We start from the raw sequence: 18680 nt of genomic DNA on the forward strand, positions 1-18680 counted from the left end.
ATATTTTCTTAAATACTTAAGATCGAACTTTTGAAATTTCACTCTCACAAGCTTTTGCAAAAACTTCTGTATAAGAACAATCTGATTTTTTTGAACGCAAAAAATCTCTCATATAAGAAAGAAAATCAACATAATCTTCTTCACTAACATTAGCTTTAATAAGTTCATATTTTAAAAAAAGCATATAGGTGTTTAAAACATCACTTTCACAATATTCGTGGATTTTTTCAAGTTTATTTTCATAAAAAAGTTTCATTACCTCATCGCCATGCACATCATATTTTCCTGGCAAACCCACCATAGAACAAAGTGTATCAAGCTTTATTCCACGCCCATTAGATCCTAAGGATTCTAATAAATCACAATGTTTTAATTCTGAAAATCTTGTTTTATAATTATTCCATTTATCACTTTGAGTATCTAAATAAGTTGCTGCTTTTAAATTGTATTTTAAAGCCCTTAAAACAAGAACAGGCATATCGAAATTTTTACCATTAAAACTGACTAATTTTGGCTCATAATTTTCTATAAAATTAAAAAAATTAGCAATCATTTCTTTTTCATTTTGTCCATCAATTTTATTCACTTTGATAAATTTTCCAAAATTATCACTTAAAACCGCACAAATACTGATAATTTTATGATAAGGCAAAGGCAAAAACTCACTCTCACTTTGTTCTTTTTGCCACTGAAGTGCTTTTAAACTTACCTCTAAATCACTTCCTTCAAAACCCAAAGTTTTGCGGATAAGCTCAACATCTGGCACACTCTCACAATCAAAAACACAAATATAACCTTCATTTTTTGCCATTTTTAACCTTTTTTTAAATAATTTCGCTAAAATCATAGCAAAAATTTTAAAATATTAGGCTTTTAATGAAAATAGCAATTGTTCGTTTGTCAGCACTTGGTGATATTATACAAAGTGCCGTGGTTTTGCAATTTATCAAAAATTTTAAAAAAGATATAGAAATTCATTGGTTTGTAGATGAAAAATTTGAAGGCATACTTAAAAACCATCCTTTAATAGACAAACTCTATGCCCTGCCCTTAAAAGACAAAAAAATTTTAAAAAGCCTAAAAATTCTTCTTAAAGCAAGAAAAAACAACTATAATGCAGTAATAGATCTACAAGGGCTCATAAAATCTGCTATTGTAAGTCGAATTTTAAGTAGAAATAATTTTGGTTTTGATAAAAATAGTCTTAAAGAAAGTTTTGCTCATAATTTCTACAACCAAAAACTTGAGTTAGATTACAATGAAAATGTATTTGTAAGATACTTAAGTCTTACCTCCTTTATGTTAAATACTGATTTTAATGTCAAAAATTTAGCCTTTAAACAAGATATTTTTAGCGTAGATGAAAATTTAAAACAACTCTTAAATAATAAACTCAAACTCGACAAAAACGAAAAAAACATACTCATACATGTGGGCTCAAGTGTAGAAAATAAAATCTATCCTAAAACCAAACTTGCTATACTTTGTAAGCTTTTAATCAATGAATTTCAACAAACAAAAATTTGGCTCGCTTGGGGAAATGTAAAAGAATACGAATTTGCTAAAGAGGTTTTAAATCTTAGTGGTATTGATGAAACACATATAGAATTAGCGCCAAAATTTAATCTTGAAGAGCTAATGGCTTTTACAAAAATGATGGATCTTATCATAGGAAATGATAGCGGTCCAACACATTTAGCTTTTGCTTTAAATAAAGCATCTATTACGATTTTTGGTGCAACACCAAGCTACCGCAATGCTTTTCAAACTCATATCAATAAAATCATTGATGCAGGTAAAAAAATCCAAAATGCCAAGCATATCGATAAAAGTGATTTTTGTATCACGCGTATAGAAGAAGAAGATATCTTCAAACTTGCCAAAGGCTTACTTAATGAAAAATAGTGATAGAATATATCTTAGTCTTTATTATATTTTGAAATTTTTTGTTACTTTTATGCCTGAGTGTATCTTGCATTTTTTAGCTTTGATTGTAGCAAGAATCACTTTTTATCTTAACAAAAAACATCGCAAAATCATCGGTACAAATTTGCAAATCTGTTTTCCTCAATACACTCAAAAAGAACGCGATAAATTGTCTTTGAAAATTTATGAAAATTTTGCTCAATTTGGAATTGATTGTTTGCAAAATCAAAACACCACCAAAGAAAAAATTCTCAATAAAGTAAATTTCATCAATGAAAATTTACTTATAGACGCTCTAGCTTTAAAGCGTCCTATTATCTTCACAACTGCACACTATGGAAACTGGGAAATTTTAAGCCTTGCTTATGCAGCTAAATATGGTGCGATTGCCATAGTAGGGAAAAAGTTAAAAAGTGAAATTATGTATGAAATTTTAAGCCAAAGTCGCACCCAATTTGACATAGAACTTATCGACAAAAAAGGCGGCATAAGACAAATGCTAAGCGCTCTAAAAAAAGGGAGAACTTTAGGAATTTTAACCGATCAAGACTGCGCAGAAAACGAAAGCGTAAGATTAAAATTTTTTAACAAAGAAGTGAATTATCAAATGGGAGCAAGCCTTATCGCACAAAGAAGCAATGCTTTGATCATCCCTGTTTATGCCTATAAAGAAGATGGTAAATTTTGCATAGAGTTTTTTAAAGCAAAAGATTCTCAAAATGCAAGCTTAGAAGAACTGACACTTTATCAAGCACAAAGTTGCGAAGAAATGATTAAAAAAAGACCTTGGGAATACTTTTTTTTTCATAGACGCTTTGCAAGTTATAATAAGGAAATTTACAAGGATGCAAAATGAATCTAAAGCAAATAAGTGTTATTATCATCGTAAAAAATGCAAAACAAACCTTGCTTGAATGTTTAAATTCTTTAAAAGATTTTGATGAAATTATTTTACTTAACAATGAAAGTAGTGATAATACCCTAAATATAGCTAATGAATTTAAAAAAGATTTTGCTAATTTGCACATTTACCACAGTGCTTTTATAGGTTTTGGAGCTTTAAAAAACCTTGCTTTAAGTTATGCAAAAAATGATTGGATTTTAAGCATTGATGCTGATGAAGTGCTTGAAAATGAGTGTATTGAAGAGCTTAAAAATTTAGAACTTCAAGAAGATAATATCATCGCACTTAGTCGTAAAAATCTCTATAAAGGCGAATGGATAAAGGCATGTGGTTGGTGGCCTGATTATGTTTGGAGAATTTTTAATAAAAATTTCACTCGTTTTAATGATAATTTAGTACACGAAAGCCTTGTTTTACCAAGTAATGTTAAAAAAATTCATCTTAAAAATGGATTAAAGCATCATGCTTTTAGAGATATTTCTCACTTAATTAATAAAATGCAGCACTACTCAAGCCTTTGGGCAAAACAAAATATACACAAAAAAAGTGGTGTTTTAAAAGCAAATTTAAGAGCTTTTTGGACTTTTTTTAGAAATTATTTTTTAAAAAATGGCTTTTTGTATGGTTATAAGGGTTTTATAATTAGCGTTTGTAATGCCTTAGGGACTTTTTTTAAATATATGAAATTATATGAACTTCAAAAGCAAAAGCCAAAAACTTGTGCTTTAATAATAACAACCTATAATCAAAAAGAACGCCTTAAGTTAGTGCTTGATAGTGTTAAAAATCTAACCTTTTTACCCAATGAAGTTTTAATCGCAGATGATGGTAGTAAAGAAGATACAGCAAGGCTTATTGAAGAATATCAAAAAGATTTTCCTTGCCCTTTAAAACACATTTGGCAAGAAGATGAAGGGTTTAGGCTTAGTAAAAGTCGCAACAAAACTATAAAAAACGCTGATAGTGAATATATAATAGTTATTGATGGTGATATGATTTTGGAAAAAGATTTCATAAAAGAACATTTAGAATTTGCACAAAGAAGACTTTTTTTACAAGGTTCAAGAGTAATTTTAAATGAAAAAGAAAGCGAAGAAATTTTAAACAAAGATGATTATCGCATAGCTTTTAATAAAAAAGATTTTAAAAGTTCTAAAAATTCTTTTTTAGCTAAAATGCTTTACAGTCTTTCAAAAAAAGATGAAAAAATCTTTAAAAAAACCACTCTTATTAAAGGTATTAGGGGTTGCAATATGAGTTTTTTTAAAACTGATTTTGATAAACTTGATGGTTTTAATGAAAATTTTATTGGTTGGGGTAGAGAAGATAGTGAATTTGTTGCTAGATTTTTATTTAATAAAGGCATTTTTAGACGCTTAAAATTTAAAGCTATTGCTTATCATATTTATCACGAAGAAAATAGCAAAAAAATGCTTGAAAGCAATCATCAAATTTATTTAGATACCATCAAAAATAAAAAGATTTCTTGGAGATAAAACATGAAGAAAATAGGTGTAGTTATACCAATCTATAATGTGGAAAAATATCTAAGAGAGTGCTTAGATAGCGTAATTAATCAAACCTATACCAACTTAGAAATCATGCTTGTAAATGATGGTAGTACAGATGAAAACTCACTTAATATTGCAAAAAAATATACCTTAAAAGATAAAAGAATAACTCTTTTTGATAAGAAAAATGGGGGTTTAAGTTCAGCTAGAAACGTAGGTATAGAATACTTTAGTGGAAAGTATAAATTAAAAAACAAAACTCAACATATAAAAGAAAATTCTTTAATAGAATTTCAATTGGATAATAATAATCCTTATAATATATATAAAGCATATAAAAGCTCTCAAGCTTTTAATAATGAAAAAGATTTAACCAATTTTACTTACCCTAGTATAGATTATATTATATTCTTAGATAGTGATAATTATTGGGAATTAAATTGTATAGAAGAATGTGTTATAAGAATGAAAAATGTGGATGTATTGTGGTTTGACCATGATTGCACCTATGAAGACAATATAAAAAATAAGCACAAAAAAACAAGGATGGAAATTTTTAATTTTAAAGAAGAATGTATAATCACTCCAAAAGAATATGCAAATCGAGCATTAAGTGTAGGATCTAGAGATATTTCTTTTGGATGGAATGGAATGATTGATTTTAATTTTTTAAAGCAAATTAAACTTAAATTTATAAATTTTATTATCAATGAAGATATACACTTTGGAATAATTTTGTTTGCTAGTGCTAATAAAATTTATGTTTTATCACAAAAGTTGTATTTGTGCCGTTTAAGAGCAAACAGTATATCAAATCATGATAAGAAGATTACAAAAGCAAATGTGTCAGAGTATTTTAAAGATATATATGAAACTTTCGGGGAAAACGCTAAGGAAGCAAAAAATTATTTAAAAGCAGCAAGCAGGATTATAACTGCTTTAAAATTGATAGAATTTTTTAAAGATCAAAAAAGCGAAAATGCACTTGCTATAAAAGAAACATTTTTACCTTGCTATGCCAAAAAAGCTTTAATGATTAAAAAATTTAAAAAAGATCCTTTAAATTTAAAGGAACAATTGGTTTTAATTAAGCCTTTTATTCAAACAAAACTTCCTTACGATATTTGGAAATTTTGGCAAAAAATAAAAAAAATATTTAATAATAAAAATATAAAAAATTAATTAATTTTTAGGTATAATCACTATAATTATAGGAGAAAATATTTTAATATGCTATTTCAATCATACTTTGTGAAAATAATTTGCTTATTCATCCCTTTTAGAAAAATTAGACATAAAATAAAAAAAACATTTTTACTAAAAAACATACAACGAGATAAAATCGATTCTTATCTACCAAAAAAAACTCTTGCGCAAATTAATAAATACAACAATGAAGATTTAATTAAACTTAATAAAGCTATTATAGGTGAGGAGCATAAAGGATATTTTAATTATGATGAAAAATCTAAAGATCCAAAATCTCCTTTGAATCCTTGGGCTTTTATACGAGTAAAAAATGAAGCTATTACCTTAAAAGCTTCTCTTGAAAGTATATTGCCTGCTATCCAAAGAGGTGTTATAGGATATAATGATTGTACCGATGGAAGTGAAGAAATAATTCTAGAATTTTGCAAACAATATCCTTCATTTATACCAATAAAATATCCTTATGAAATTCAAATTCAAAACCCAAAATCAGAAGAAAATAAACTCTATAGCTATTATAATTATGTTGCAAGTTTTATACCAAAAGATGAATGGCTTATAAAAATAGATGTGGATCATTATTATGATGCAAAAAAATTATATAAGAGTTTTTATATACCTAGAAAAAATTATCATGTAATTAGTTACTCTAGGATAGATTTTATATTTAATGAAGAAAAATTTTATGTTTATCAGAATAAGGAGGGGGAGATTTTAAAAGCTCCTGGAGATTGTTTAGCAATACAAAACACTAACTTATTTTGGAAAGAAATACTTATTGAAGATGATACATTTAAGTGGAATACTGCAAAAAATAATATAGAGAATGCAAAATCATATGAAATTTTAAAAGTTAGAAATAGAATTTATTTTACTACAGAACTTAATAATTATCATTTTCCATTTATAAAAAATTATAGAAAAAATGATTATAAGCAGTTAAATTGGGTTAGCTTGGATGATTTTATTAAAAATTATAAAGAAAAATTAAAAAATCAAATAGATTTTAAAATGCTAGAATACAAAACATTAAAAAAAGTGTACAAAAAGCTTACATCTTCAACAAGCGATAAAATTTAAATTGGATTTTTTTAAAAAAAATATTGATTTTAAAACAAAGAACATTTCGCTTGCTTGATAATGAGTATTTTTCAATTAATAAAAAATACTCAATTAATTTAAGCAAAGTTAAGTTAAAATTGTAATTATATTGCATCTTTTTTAGAAGATATAGAACATTATCTTGTTCTTGTATATTTGTTTTTATATTTTGCAATGTTAATGTTTTGGTTATAGAGAAATTATTTATTTGATAATTGTATAAATTTTTACTCAAGTGAAATATAGTATTTGAAATATTTATCAAAGGGTAGTATAATAAAACATCTTCAGCCATATTTATTTTAGCATTTTCTAGCGATATTAAACCAACAGCCTTGAGATATAATTCTTTTTTTATGACTTTTGCCCACACTGTCCAAAATAAATTTTTAGTTTTTAATAGTTCTTTTAAAAAATCTTTTTTTGCATAACATTTTTCTTGAAAATTCAACTTTCTTTCTATTTTATTGTTATTTTCCAATACAAATGCATTAAAAAATAATAAATCTATTTCATTGTTTTTTAAAATTCTCACACACTCTTCACAAGCATTAAGTTCTAAATAATCATCAGGATCTAAAAACATTATATAAGGAGAGTTTGCTACTTTTACACCTTCATATCTAGCTCTTAAAAGTTTTAAATTTTCTTCATTATGTATGATTTTTATTCTATCATCTTTTTTGGCATATTCTTTAGCTATATCTATACTTTTATCACTCCCACAATCATCCACTACAATTATTTCTATATCTTTAAAACTTTGATTGATACAACTTTCTAAAGCTTTAGCTATATATTTTTCTACATTAAAAGTTGGCAAGATGATTGAAATTTTAGGCATATTTATTCCTTATTTTATTATAATTTAATTATAACATAAAATCTATTTTGATAAAATCGTTAAAAATAAATCTTGATGGAAAATAATTATGAAAAAAGTTATTATTGCTGGAAATGGGCCAAGCTTAAAAGAAATTGATTATTCAAGGCTACCAAATGATTTTGATGTATTTAGATGCAATCAATTTTATTTTGAAGATAAATACTATCTTGGTAAAAAATGCAAAGCAGTATTTTACAATCCTAGTCTTTTTTTTGAACAATACTACACTTTAAAACATTTAATCCAAAATCAAGAATACGAGACAGAATTAATCGTGTGTTCTAATTTTAATCTAACTCATATAGAAAGCGAAAATTTTTTAAAAAACTTTTATGATTATTTTCCTGATGCTCATTTGGGATATGATTTTTTTAAACAACTTAAAGAATTTAATGCTTATTTTAAATTTCACGAAATTTATTTCAATCAAAGAATTACCTCAGGAATCTATATGTGTGCAGTAGCCATAGCCCTAGGATACAAAGAAATTTATCTTTCGGGAATTGATTTTTATCAAAATGGATCATCTTATGCTTTTGATACTAAACAAAAAAATCTTTTAAAATTGGTTTCTAATTTTAAAAATGATAATTCACACTATATCGGACACAGCAAAAATACAGACCTAAAAGCTTTAGAATTTCTAGAAAAAACTTACAAAATAAAACTATATTGCTTATGTCCTAACAGTCTTTTAGCAAATTTTATAGAACTAGCGCCAAATTTAAATTCAAATTTTATCATAAAAAAAAAAAAAATAACTACACTAAAGATATACTCATACCTTCTAGTGAGGCTTATGGAAAATTTTCAAAAAATATTATTTTTAAAAAAATAAAAATTAAAGAAAATATTTATTACAAGTTGATAAAAGATCTATTAAGATTACCTAGTGATATAAAGCATTATTTCAAAGGAAAATAAATGAAAGAAATAAAAATACAAAATATAATCATAAGCGAAGAAAAAGCACCCTTAGTCGTACCTGAAATAGGCATTAATCATAATGGCAGTTTAGAACTAGCTAAAATTATGGTAAATGCAGCCTTTAGCGCAGGTGCTAAGATTATAAAGCATCAAACCCACATCGTTGAAGATGAGATGAGTAAGGCCGCTAAAAAAGTAATTCCTGGTAATGCAAAAATAAGCATTTATGAGATTATGCAAAAATGCGCTTTGGATTATAAAGATGAGCTAGCACTTAAAGAATACACAGAAAAATTAGGTCTTGTTTATCTTAGCACACCTTTTTCTCGTGCAGGTGCAAACCGCTTAGAAGATATGGGAGTTAGTGCTTTTAAGATCGGTTCAGGTGAGTGTAATAATTATCCGCTTATTAAACACATAGCAGCCTTTAAAAAGCCTATGATAGTTAGCACAGGAATGAATAGTATTGAAAGTATAAAACCAACTGTAAAAATCTTATTAGACAATGAAATTCCCTTTGTTTTAATGCACACGACCAATCTTTACCCAACCCCGCATAATCTTGTAAGATTAAACGCTATGCTTGAATTAAAAAAAGAATTTTCTTGTATGGTAGGCTTAAGCGACCACACAACAGATAATCTTGCGTGTTTAGGTGCAGTTGCACTTGGAGCTTGCGTACTTGAAAGACATTTTACTGATAGTATGCATAGAAGTGGCCCTGATATAGTTTGTTCTATGGATACACAGGCTTTAAAAGAGCTTATTATACAAAGTGAGCAAATGGCTATAATGAGAGGAAATAATGAAAGCAAAAAAGCAGCTAAGCAAGAACAAGTTACAATTGATTTTGCCTTTGCAAGCGTAGTTAGCATTAAAGATATTAAAAAAGGCGAAGTTTTATCTATGGACAATATCTGGGTTAAAAGACCTGGACTTGGTGGAATTAGTGCGTCTGAATTTGAAAATATTTTAGGCAAAAAAGCATTAAGAGATATAGAAAATGATACTCAGTTAAGCTATGAGGATTTTGCGTGAAAAAAATCCTTTTTATAACAGGTACTAGGGCTGATTATTCTAAGATTAAATCTTTAATGTACAGGGTGCAAAACTCAAGCGAATTTGAACTTTACATCTTTGCAACAGGAATGCACTTAAGCAAAAATTTTGGCTATACAGTTAAAGAGCTTTATAAAAATGGCTTTAAAAATATTTATGAATTTATAAATTATGATAAATATTATCAAACTGATAAGGCTTTAGCTACTACAATTGATGGATTTTCAAGGTATGTAAATGAGTTAAAACCTGATTTAATCGTAGTGCATGGAGATAGAATCGAGCCTTTAGCAGCAGCTATTGTTGGAGCATTGAACAATATCTTAGTAGCACATATTGAAGGTGGAGAGATTTCAGGAACTATTGATGATAGCTTACGCCACGCTATATCAAAACTAGCTCATATTCATTTAGTAAATGATGAGTTTGCAAAAAGGCGTTTAATGCAGCTTGGAGAAGATGAAAAATCTATTTTTATCATAGGTTCGCCTGATTTAGAACTTTTAAACAATAATAAAATTTCACTTAATGAAGCAAAAAAATATTATGATATAAATTATGAAAATTATGCTTTGCTTATGTTTCATCCTGTTACAACTGAAATTACAAGCATTAAAAATCAAACAGATAATTTAGTAAAAGCACTGATACAAAGTAATAAAAATTATATTGTTATTTATCCAAATAATGATTTAGGCTTTGAATTAATCTTACAAAGCTATGAAGAACTTAAAAATAACCCTAGATTTAAGCTTTTTCCATCGCTTAGATTTGAGTATTTTATAACTTTGTTAAAAAATGCTGATTTTATAATAGGTAATTCAAGTTGTATTTTAAAAGAGGCCTTATACTTAAAAACAGCAGGGATTTTAGTTGGCTCTAGGCAAAATGGAAGACTTGGTAATGAAAATACACTAAAAGTTAATGCAAATAGCGATGAAATACTAAAAGCTATTAATACCATTCATAAAAAACAGGATTTATTTAACACTAAGTTAGAGATTTTAGATAGCTCAAAATTATTTTTTGAATATTTACAAAGCGGGGAATTTTTTAAACTCAGCACACAAAAAGTTTTTAAGGATATAAAACATGCTTAAAAAAATCATTTCTTTATATAAAAGATACTCGATTTCTAAAAAATTGGTTTTAGATAATGAGCATTTCATTAAGGAAAATAAAAACATCTATGGAAAAAAACATAAGGGCTTTTTTGACCTTGATGAAAAGGCTAAGGACGTGAAATCACCCCTTAATCCTTGGGGATTTATCAGGGTTAAAAATGAAGCTTTAACCCTAAGAGTTTCTTTAGAAAGTATACTACCTGCTTTACAAAGAGGAATTATAGCTTACAACGACTGTGATGATGGGAGTGAAGAGCTTATTTTAGAATTTTGCAAGCAATATCCCAACTTCATTGCTAAAAAATATCCTTATAAAGTAGATCTAGAAAATCCTAAAAATGAAGAAAATAAACTTTACTCTTATTACAATTGGGCAGCATCTTTTATACCCTTAGATGAGTGGTTTATAAAAATCGATGTGGATCATTACTACGATGCCAAGAAGCTTTATAAGAGTTTTTATAGGATTGATCAAGAAAATAAAGCCTTATGCTACCCAAGAATTAATTTTATAATCTTAAATGGAAATATTTATGTGCAAAATAGTGGAAATTATGGATTCATAGGGGGGGGGGATCAACTCTTGATTAAAAGAAGAAATAGTAGCTTTATAGAAAGAAGGGTTTCAAAAAAAAGCCAATGGATAGATCCTAAGGGACTTATAGAAGAACTCTACTCCGAGCAACAAGTCTTATCTCAAGGAGTGAAAATACTACAAGCTCCCCTACTTCAGTGGCATTTTCCTGCCTTAAAATACCGCCGAAACGATTACCAACAATATTTAGATATCTTGAGTTTAGAAGAATTTCAGGCCTTTCATCGTAAGAGCAAAGAGGCTAAAAAAATAGACTTTGCCATGCTAAAACGCCCTGTAATCGAGCAAATATTAAAGAAATTTCAAGGAGAGATAAAATGAGCTTAGCAATAATCCCTGCTCGTGGTGGCTCAAAGGGTATTAAAAATAAAAATTTGGTTTTATTAAACAATAAACCTTTAATTTATTACACGATTAAAGCTGCACTAAATGCTAAAAGCATTAGCAAAGTCCTTGTAAGCAGCGATAGTGATGTAATTTTAAATTATGCAAAAAGCCAAAATGTTGATATTTTAAAACGCCCAATTAGCCTTGCGCAAGATGATACTACAAGCGATAAAGTGCTTTTACATGCTCTAAAATTTTATAAAGATTATGAAGATGTGATTTTTTTACAACCCACTTCGCCACTAAGAACAAATATTCATATTGATAAAGCTTTTAATCTTTATAAAAATAGCAATGCAAATGCCCTAATTAGCGTAAGCGAATGTGATAATAAAATTCTAAAAGCCTTTGTTTGTAATGATTATGGCGATTTAGCAGGGATTTGTAATGATGAATATCCTTTTATGCCAAGGCAAAAATTGCCTAAAACTTATATGAGCAATGGTGCAATTTATATTTTAAAGATAAAAGAATTTTTAAACAATCCTAGCTTTTTGCAAAACAAAACCAAGTATTTTTTAATGGACGAAAGCTCAAGTTTAGATATTGACTGTTTGGAGGATTTAAAAAAGGTTGAACAGATATGGAAAAAATAACCTTAAAATGCAATAAAAATATATTAAATTTATTAAAGCAATATAATATTTATACAAAAACTTACATAGAAAATCCTAGAAGATTTTCAAGACTAAAAACCAAAGATTTTATAACCATTCCATTGGAAAACAATCAATTAGAGAGTGCGGGGGGGGGGATAGAAGAATATTGTGCTTTTAAATTTAGCAATATCTTACATGAAATAGGTTCATTTTCTTTTAGCGGATCTTTTCTACCTCATTATGCAAAAGTTGGAAGGTATTGTTCAATTGCTGATGGGGTTTCTATGTTTAACTTTCAACACCCTATGGATAGAATCAGCACTGCAAGTTTTACCTATGAAACAAATCATAGTTTTATTAACGATGCTTGCCAAAATCACATCAACAAAACATTTCCTATAGTTAACCATAATCCAAGCTCATCAATAACGCATTTAATTATACAAGATGATGTTTGGATAGGAAAAGATGTTTTGCTTAAACAGGGTATCACACTTGGGACTGGATGTGTCATAGGACAAAGAGCTGTAGTTACTAAAGATGTACCACCTTATGCTATAATTGCAGGAATTCCAGCCAAAATTATCAAATATAGATTTGATGAAAAAACAATAGAAAGATTATTAAAAATTCAATGGTGGAAATATCATTTTGCTGATTTTTATGATATTGATCTTAATTTAAAAATAAACCAATATCTTGACCTACTAGAAGAAAAAATCATAAAAAAATCAATTTCCTACTATAATCCAAATAAACTTTATTTTAGAGATATTTTAGAACTAAAATCAAAAAAAATTTTTAATCTATTTTAATCTATTTTTCACCCCTACTTCCTCTCTCTTTAAAACTTCAAATAATTTCTGATGAAATTCATCAAGTAAAAACTCTTTGGATAGTCTTTTTATGATTTCATTGCTTTTCTTTTTATCTTGATAATTTTGATTTAAAATTTCTTTATTTTTGTTTTCATATCTTCCATTTGGATTAAATTCATAATGATAAATACAAGTTTTAAAAACGGCTATTTTCTCACAAAACATAAAATAAACATAACAAAAAAGCACATCTTCACCGTAACTCAAACGCTCATCGATTTTAACCTTTTCAAAATTTTTTAAGATGATATCTTTTCTAAAACACTTCGCCCAAACCGACCAGCAAAAATGCCTTTGTTTGCTTAAGAATTCTAAAAATTCCTTTTGATTCAAAACTTCATCTTGTTTAAAACGATAAAATTGTTTGGTTTTTACCCTATGTACAAAGGCATCAAAACAAAGCAAATCAAAACCTTTTTTCATTTCTTTAAACGCTATTTCACAAGCATCGAGTGTTAAAAAATCATCACTATCTAAAAACATTATAAAATCAGAACTAGAATGCAAAACTCCTATATTTCTACTTGCAAAAGTGCCTAAATTTTCTTCATTTTGAAAGATTTTTATTCTTGGATCTTTTTTAGCAAATTCTAAAACTATATTTAAACTATTATCTTTACTTTTATCATCGATAATCAAAATTTCAATATCTTTTAAAGTCTGATTTATACAACTTTGTAAAGCCCTTGAAATAAAATCACAAGAATTAAAAAGCGGGATTATGATCGAAAGTTGTGGCATATTTTTCCTAAATTTTGTTAAAATAATAAAAACAATTCTATCAAAGTTTAGGAAATTTATGAAAATTTTTATACATCTTCCCACTTGGCTGGGCGATGCAGTGATGGCTTCACCTGCTTTATACGCTATAAAAGAACATTTTAAAAATGCCCAGTTTATCCTTTATGGCTCTTTGGTTTCCACAGCACTTTTTAAAGAATTTCCTAATTCTAAAATCATCATAGAAAATAAACAATCTCGCTATAAACAAGCCCTATCTTTACGTAAAGAACTTGGTAAAATCGATCTTAGCTTTACTTTTAGATCTGCGTTTTCTTCTAAGATTATCTTGCATATTCTTAAAACAAGACAAAGATATTTTTTTGACAAAAATAAGCACAAAGAAGAACATCAAGTTTTAAAATACCTTTATTTTATAGAAAACTCACTTAGTATAAAAGCTCATTTTAAAGACTTAAAGCTTCCCTTTAAGCTAAAATTTCAAAACCCTCTTGTCTTAAAAAATGGTAAAAAAATTCTAGGACTCAACCCTGGTGCAAGCTTTGGAAGTGCAAAAAGATGGGATGCGAGTTATTTTGCTAAAGTGGCTTTAAATTTCAGCCAAAGTCATGAAATTTTAATCTTTGGCGCAGGAAAAGCCGAACAAGAACTTTGTAATGAAATTTATCAAATTTTAAAAGAACAAAACATAAAAGTAAAAAATCTTTGCAATAAAACCACCATCAAAACCCTTTGTCAAAATATCGCTTTTTGCGATCTTTTCATCACAAATGACAGTGGACCTATGCACATAAGTGCGGTTTATAAGGTAAAAACCGTGGCTATTTTTGGCTCCACAAAATTTACCCAAACTTCACCTTGGCAAAATCAAAACGCAAAATTAGTGCATTTAGATCTAGCTTGTATGCCTTGTATGCAAAAAACCTGCCCTTTAAAACACCACAAATGCATGAAAGATTTAAAGCCTCAAAGGGTTATAGAAGAGGCTAGAAATTTACTTAAAAACTCTCATCTATGATCTGACAAAGTGTGTGTATGATTAAAATGTGCATTTCTTGAATTCTAGCCGTATCATCGCTTGGCACAACAAGATTATGATCACAAAGCTTATTCATCATTCCACCGCCCTTTCCACTAAGCCCTAAACAAAGCATATTAAGTTCTTTTGCTTTTTTAAAAGCTTCTAAAACATTGGGACTTTTTCCACTGGTTGAAATGCCGATTAAAACATCATTTTCATTTCCTAAAGCCTCCACTTGTCTTGAAAAAACAAACTCAAAACCATAGTCATTTCCTATAGCACTAAGCGCTGAAGTATCGGTTGTAAGTGCTATACCTGCTAAAGCCTTGCGTTCTTTTTTATAACGCCCACTAAGTTCAGCTGCAAAATGCTGTGCATCAGCTGCACTTCCACCATTTCCGCAAATTAAAATTTTACCACCTTTTTTAAGACATTCACATAAAAGCTCGCCTATTTTAGCGATTTGTCCTTTTAAAATTTCACTTTCTTGAACGATTTTTTGATGTTCTTGCCATTCTTTTTCTACTAAATTTATCATTTTTTATCCTTAATCTTTTCTATAATCTTACTCGTACTAAATCCTTCTTCAAAATCGATTAATTCAACTCTTGAAACCAAATTTGAACCTACAACAAGTTTATCTTTATAATCAGCTCCTTTAACCAAAATATCAGGCTTTAAAAAGCTTATAAGTTCTAAAGGTGTGTTTTCATCAAAAATCACTACAAAATCTACAAAATAAAAAGCTGCCAACATACAAGCTCTTTGAAACTCTGAATTTACAGGACGACTCTCGCCTTTGAGTCTTTTCACACTCGCATCTGAGTTCAAACCTACAATCAAAATATCGCCTAATCTTTTAGCTTTCTCAAGATATTTTATATGTCCAAAATGCACGATATCAAAACAACCATTTGTAAAAACAATCTTTTTATCATTTTGTTTCAAAAGCGTTAAAAGCTCTTCTTTATTTTTGATCTTTTTCTCAAAACTCATACTTTTAAAACTTCTAATCTCATCAAAACTCACACTCACACTACCTATTTTACTTACCACAACGGCTGCAGCTTCATTGGCAAGTTCACAAGCTTTAAAAATTTCAATCCCATTTGCCAAACAAAAAGCCAAAACGGCAATCACACTATCACCCGCTCCTGTTACATCATAAACTTCTAAGGCTTTAGCAGGTGCGATTTTTAAACCCTCATCAAAAAGCGCAATCCCCACTTCTGAAAGAGTGATGATAGAATAACGCAAAGAAAAATCTTCTTTTAATTTTTTAATCCCTTTTTCTAAATTTTCACCCTCTAAATTTTCAAATTTCAAAGCTTCTAAAGCTTCTTTTTTATTAGGCGTGAGCAAGGTTGCACCGCTATATTTACTAAAATCACTGCCTTTAGGATCAACTAAAACAGGAATATTTAAAGCCTTAGCCTTTTTTATCACAGCCTTGCAAACCTTAGGCGTTAAAATACCCTTAGCATAATCGCTTAAAACCACAGCTTTAAAATCTTTAATCTTTTCATCAAACAAAGCTATAAGTTCATTTTCAAGCAAAATCTCACTTGTATCTTCTTCATCTAGTCTTAAAACCTGCTGATTGTGTGCCATAATGCGATTTTTAAAAGGGGTTTTGCGTCCTTTTTGGATCAAAAATTCTCCTTTTAAATTTTCTTGTAAAAATTTCCCACTCTCATCATCACCCACAACACCAAGCGCAAAAACATCAGCCCCTAAACTTTTTAAATTTGCATAAACATTCGCAGCCCCGCCTAATCTTTTATCTTCCTTAAGAGTTTTAGCTACCAAAACAGGGGCTTCAGGACTGATACGCGAACAATCACACCAAGTATAATTATCCACCATAAAATCCCCTATAATCAAAATTTTAGGTTTTTGCTGGCTTAAAAACTCAAGCATTTACTTCCTTTTCAAAAAGTCTTTTTATCTCATCTAAATAATCTTTAATCCCCTCTTCAAGACTAAATTTTGGTTGATAATCCCAAGTTTGATCTAGTTTTGCTTCAGTATGGAATTGATAAGATTTTACATAAGGATTTGGGATATATTCACAAGACAAATCAGTCTTTAACTCTTTTTGCAAAATATCGACTATATCTTGAAAGGTTCTTGCTTTACCACTGCCTACATTATAAACCCCGCATTTTGAATCAAGGGCGATTAAATTGGCATTAATAACATCTTTAATATAAGTAAAATCTCTATAAATTTGATCACTTCTTTCAAACAAGCGTGGATTTTTTCCTGCTAAAATTTGATGGCCAAATTGCAAAACCATAGAAGCGGTTTTGTTTTTATAAAATTCGCCTTTTCCATAAACATTAAAATATCTAAGTCCCACCAAATGGGCTTTATCGTAGTATTTTTTCGCTAACTTATCCATCATCAATTTTGAAAAAGCATAAGGATTTTTTGGTTCTTCATCTTTACCTACGGTTTGTGGACTTTTTGCATCGCCATAAACTGAAGCTGAACTTGCATAAATAAGCTTTGCATTAAGATCTATGCTAAGTTCTATAAAATCTTTAAAAGTATTTAAATTGGTTTGTAAAACCTTAGTTTGATCAAAAACTGTAGTGTCTGAAATTGCTGCTTGATGAAAAATAATCTCTGGCTTAAAATCTTCAATCTTTTTTAAAACTTTTTCATCGTTAATATCACCTGCAAAAAGTTCTCCATCAAATTCAAGTAAATTTTTAAAATGTCCAAAACTTTGTAAATTTCCATTTTCAAAAGTCGCACTGCTACGCATTTTATCAATGATTAAAATTTCATGTTTTTCTTGCAAATTTAAAGCCAGTTGCGAACCTATAAATCCTGCACCACCTGTGATTGCTACTCTCATTTAAATGTCCTTTTCTTTAAAAAAACTCAAAATTTCTTTTAAATTTTTAAATTGTCTAAAAAAATCGCCTTCTTTTTTTTCTTCATTTACCAAAATCAAAGTGCCAATATCAGCATTTAACCCTGCTTGCATATCGCTTAGATTATCTCCGATAAAAATAGAATTTTTCATATCTAAATTAAACTCATCTTTTGCTTTTAAAAGCATTCCTGCTTTAGGTTTGCGACATTCACAACCTTCTAAATGCGGACAATGATAAATTTTATCAATTTTTATACCTTGTTTAGTAAATTCTTTAAGCATATAATCACAAAGCTTAAAAAAATCACTTTCCTTATAATATCCTCTTGCAATGCCTGATTGATTTGTCGCTATAAAAAGCAAATATTTTTTAGCTAAAAAATATCTACAAAGTTCAAAAATTCCATCACAAAATTCAAAATCTTCTATTTTATAGACATATTTTTTATCTATATTAATCACACCGTCTCTATCTAAAAATAATGCTTTTGTTTTCATAAAAAACATTATAATATAGCTTTTTTGAAAAGAAAATAAACATTATCTTTATTTTCTTAAGATTTTTATAAAAATAAAGATATATAATATCTGGCAATCTAATTTTTACTGAGGAGAAATCAAATGAAAAAATTATTAGTAGTTTCTGCTTTGGCATGTCTTGGTGTTTCTGCTTTTGCTGCAGATGGTGCTACACTTTTTAAAAAATGCGCAGTATGCCATGGTGCAAATGCTGACAAAGTTTACTTAAACAAAGTTCCAGCTTTAAAAACTCTTTCTTCTGCTGAAAGACTTCAATACATGAAAGAATATTCAGAAGGTAAAAGAAATGCTTATGGTCAAGGTGCGATCATGAAACTTAACCTTAAAGGTTTAACTGAAGAAGATTTTAAAGCTATCGAAGCTCATATTGAAACTTTAAAATAAT

The 18680-nt window shown here is 28.4% G+C and carries 18 protein-coding genes and 2 pseudogenes; 13 read left to right on the forward strand and 7 right to left on the reverse strand.

The features are described from left to right. Window positions 1-16: 16 nt before the first annotated feature. The gene (locus tag FBE96_RS05545; protein ID WP_002871715.1) at window positions 17-811 is read right to left on the reverse strand and encodes a 3'-5' exonuclease; all 795 of its coding nucleotides are present in this window, start codon (window positions 809-811) and stop codon (window positions 17-19) included. Between the two features lie 65 nt (window positions 812-876). Between FBE96_RS05545 and waaC the strand changes: the two genes are divergently transcribed. The 5 genes from waaC to FBE96_RS05570 are packed head-to-tail and all read left to right on the forward strand — an operon-like array spanning window position 877 to window position 6630. Beyond that, complete coding sequence (gene waaC / locus FBE96_RS05550; protein ID WP_002871714.1) at window positions 877-1905, forward strand: lipopolysaccharide heptosyltransferase I; 1029 nt, start codon at window positions 877-879, stop codon at window positions 1903-1905. Continuing rightward, a complete protein-coding gene (gene htrB / locus FBE96_RS05555; RefSeq protein ID WP_002871713.1) occupies window positions 1895-2782 on the forward strand; it encodes a lipid A biosynthesis lauroyl acyltransferase HtrB in 888 nt (295 codons plus the stop codon). The genes waaC and htrB overlap by 11 nt, the downstream gene beginning before the upstream one ends. Next, complete coding sequence (locus tag FBE96_RS05560) at window positions 2779-4326, forward strand: glycosyltransferase (protein WP_002871712.1); 1548 nt, start codon at window positions 2779-2781, stop codon at window positions 4324-4326. The genes htrB and FBE96_RS05560 overlap by 4 nt, the downstream gene beginning before the upstream one ends. A 3-nt stretch (window positions 4327-4329) precedes the next feature. Then, window positions 4330-5523 (forward strand): glycosyltransferase family 2 protein, encoded by a 1194-nt coding sequence (locus FBE96_RS05565; RefSeq protein WP_002879633.1) that lies wholly within the window; start codon window positions 4330-4332, stop codon window positions 5521-5523. A gap of 48 nt (window positions 5524-5571) precedes the next feature. After that, window positions 5572-6630: a beta-1,4-N-acetylgalactosaminyltransferase gene (locus tag FBE96_RS05570; protein ID WP_002859245.1), complete on the forward strand. Its 1059-nt coding sequence runs from the start codon at window positions 5572-5574 to the stop codon at window positions 6628-6630. Here FBE96_RS05570 and FBE96_RS05575 read toward each other — a convergent pair. After that, on the reverse strand, window positions 6602-7495 hold the full coding sequence (locus tag FBE96_RS05575) for a glycosyltransferase family 2 protein (protein WP_002871710.1): 894 nt from the start codon (window positions 7493-7495) through the stop codon (window positions 6602-6604). The genes FBE96_RS05570 and FBE96_RS05575 overlap by 29 nt on opposite strands. An 88-nt stretch (window positions 7496-7583) precedes the next feature. Between FBE96_RS05575 and FBE96_RS05580 the strand changes: the two are divergent. From FBE96_RS05580 to FBE96_RS05605, 6 genes and pseudogenes are all read left to right on the forward strand, one after another. After that, window positions 7584-8461: pseudogene (locus FBE96_RS05580) on the forward strand (alpha-2,3-sialyltransferase). After that, window positions 8462-9502, forward strand: a complete 1041-nt coding sequence (neuB, locus tag FBE96_RS05585) for an N-acetylneuraminate synthase (protein ID WP_002871708.1) — start codon at window positions 8462-8464, stop codon at window positions 9500-9502. Further along, the gene (neuC, locus tag FBE96_RS05590) at window positions 9499-10623 is read left to right on the forward strand and encodes a UDP-N-acetylglucosamine 2-epimerase (RefSeq protein ID WP_002871707.1); all 1125 of its coding nucleotides are present in this window, start codon (window positions 9499-9501) and stop codon (window positions 10621-10623) included. Before neuB ends, neuC begins: the two co-directional genes overlap by 4 nt. After that, window positions 10616-11563 (forward strand): glycosyltransferase, encoded by a 948-nt coding sequence (locus FBE96_RS05595; RefSeq protein WP_002896736.1) that lies wholly within the window; start codon window positions 10616-10618, stop codon window positions 11561-11563. Before neuC ends, FBE96_RS05595 begins: the two co-directional genes overlap by 8 nt. Then, window positions 11560-12225, forward strand: a complete 666-nt coding sequence (locus tag FBE96_RS05600; RefSeq protein ID WP_002871705.1) for an acylneuraminate cytidylyltransferase family protein — start codon at window positions 11560-11562, stop codon at window positions 12223-12225. Before FBE96_RS05595 ends, FBE96_RS05600 begins: the two co-directional genes overlap by 4 nt. After that, window positions 12213-13043 (forward strand): CatB-related O-acetyltransferase, encoded by an 831-nt coding sequence (locus FBE96_RS05605; RefSeq protein WP_002906695.1) that lies wholly within the window; start codon window positions 12213-12215, stop codon window positions 13041-13043. Before FBE96_RS05600 ends, FBE96_RS05605 begins: the two co-directional genes overlap by 13 nt. On the opposite strand, the gene FBE96_RS05610 is transcribed toward FBE96_RS05605, so the two are convergent. Further along, window positions 13035-13847 carry a glycosyltransferase family 2 protein gene (locus FBE96_RS05610; RefSeq protein WP_002871703.1) on the reverse strand — a complete coding sequence of 271 codons (813 nt, stop codon included), beginning with the start codon at window positions 13845-13847 and terminating at the stop codon, window positions 13035-13037. The genes FBE96_RS05605 and FBE96_RS05610 overlap by 9 nt on opposite strands. Window positions 13848-13905: 58 nt before the next feature. Here FBE96_RS05610 and waaF point away from each other — a divergent pair, with 58 nt between their 5' ends. Continuing rightward, complete coding sequence (waaF, locus tag FBE96_RS05615; protein ID WP_002871702.1) at window positions 13906-14865, forward strand: lipopolysaccharide heptosyltransferase II; 960 nt, start codon at window positions 13906-13908, stop codon at window positions 14863-14865. Here waaF and gmhA read toward each other — a convergent pair. The 4 genes and pseudogenes from gmhA to gmhB all read right to left on the reverse strand — a co-directional run bounded on the left by gmhA (window position 14846) and on the right by gmhB (window position 18296). Further along, window positions 14846-15406 (reverse strand): D-sedoheptulose 7-phosphate isomerase, encoded by a 561-nt coding sequence (gene gmhA / locus FBE96_RS05620; RefSeq protein WP_002787744.1) that lies wholly within the window; start codon window positions 15404-15406, stop codon window positions 14846-14848. The genes waaF and gmhA overlap by 20 nt on opposite strands. Then, window positions 15403-16788 (reverse strand): D-glycero-beta-D-manno-heptose-7-phosphate kinase, encoded by a 1386-nt coding sequence (gene rfaE1, locus FBE96_RS05625; protein ID WP_002896702.1) that lies wholly within the window; start codon window positions 16786-16788, stop codon window positions 15403-15405. The genes gmhA and rfaE1 overlap by 4 nt, the downstream gene beginning before the upstream one ends. Further along, window positions 16781-17734 (reverse strand): ADP-glyceromanno-heptose 6-epimerase, encoded by a 954-nt coding sequence (rfaD, locus tag FBE96_RS05630; RefSeq protein ID WP_002871699.1) that lies wholly within the window; start codon window positions 17732-17734, stop codon window positions 16781-16783. The genes rfaE1 and rfaD overlap by 8 nt, the downstream gene beginning before the upstream one ends. Next, window positions 17735-18296, reverse strand: a pseudogene (gmhB, locus tag FBE96_RS05635) (D-glycero-alpha-D-manno-heptose-1,7-bisphosphate 7-phosphatase). 80 nt (window positions 18297-18376) lie between these two features. Between gmhB and FBE96_RS05640 the strand changes: the two are divergent. Continuing rightward, a complete protein-coding gene (locus FBE96_RS05640) occupies window positions 18377-18679 on the forward strand; it encodes a cytochrome c (RefSeq protein WP_002852762.1) in 303 nt (100 codons plus the stop codon). Window position 18680: the final 1 nt, after the last annotated feature.

Source organism: Campylobacter sp. CFSAN093241, assembly GCF_012889595.1.
GTDB classification, from domain to species: Bacteria; Campylobacterota; Campylobacteria; order Campylobacterales; family Campylobacteraceae; genus Campylobacter_D; species Campylobacter_D jejuni.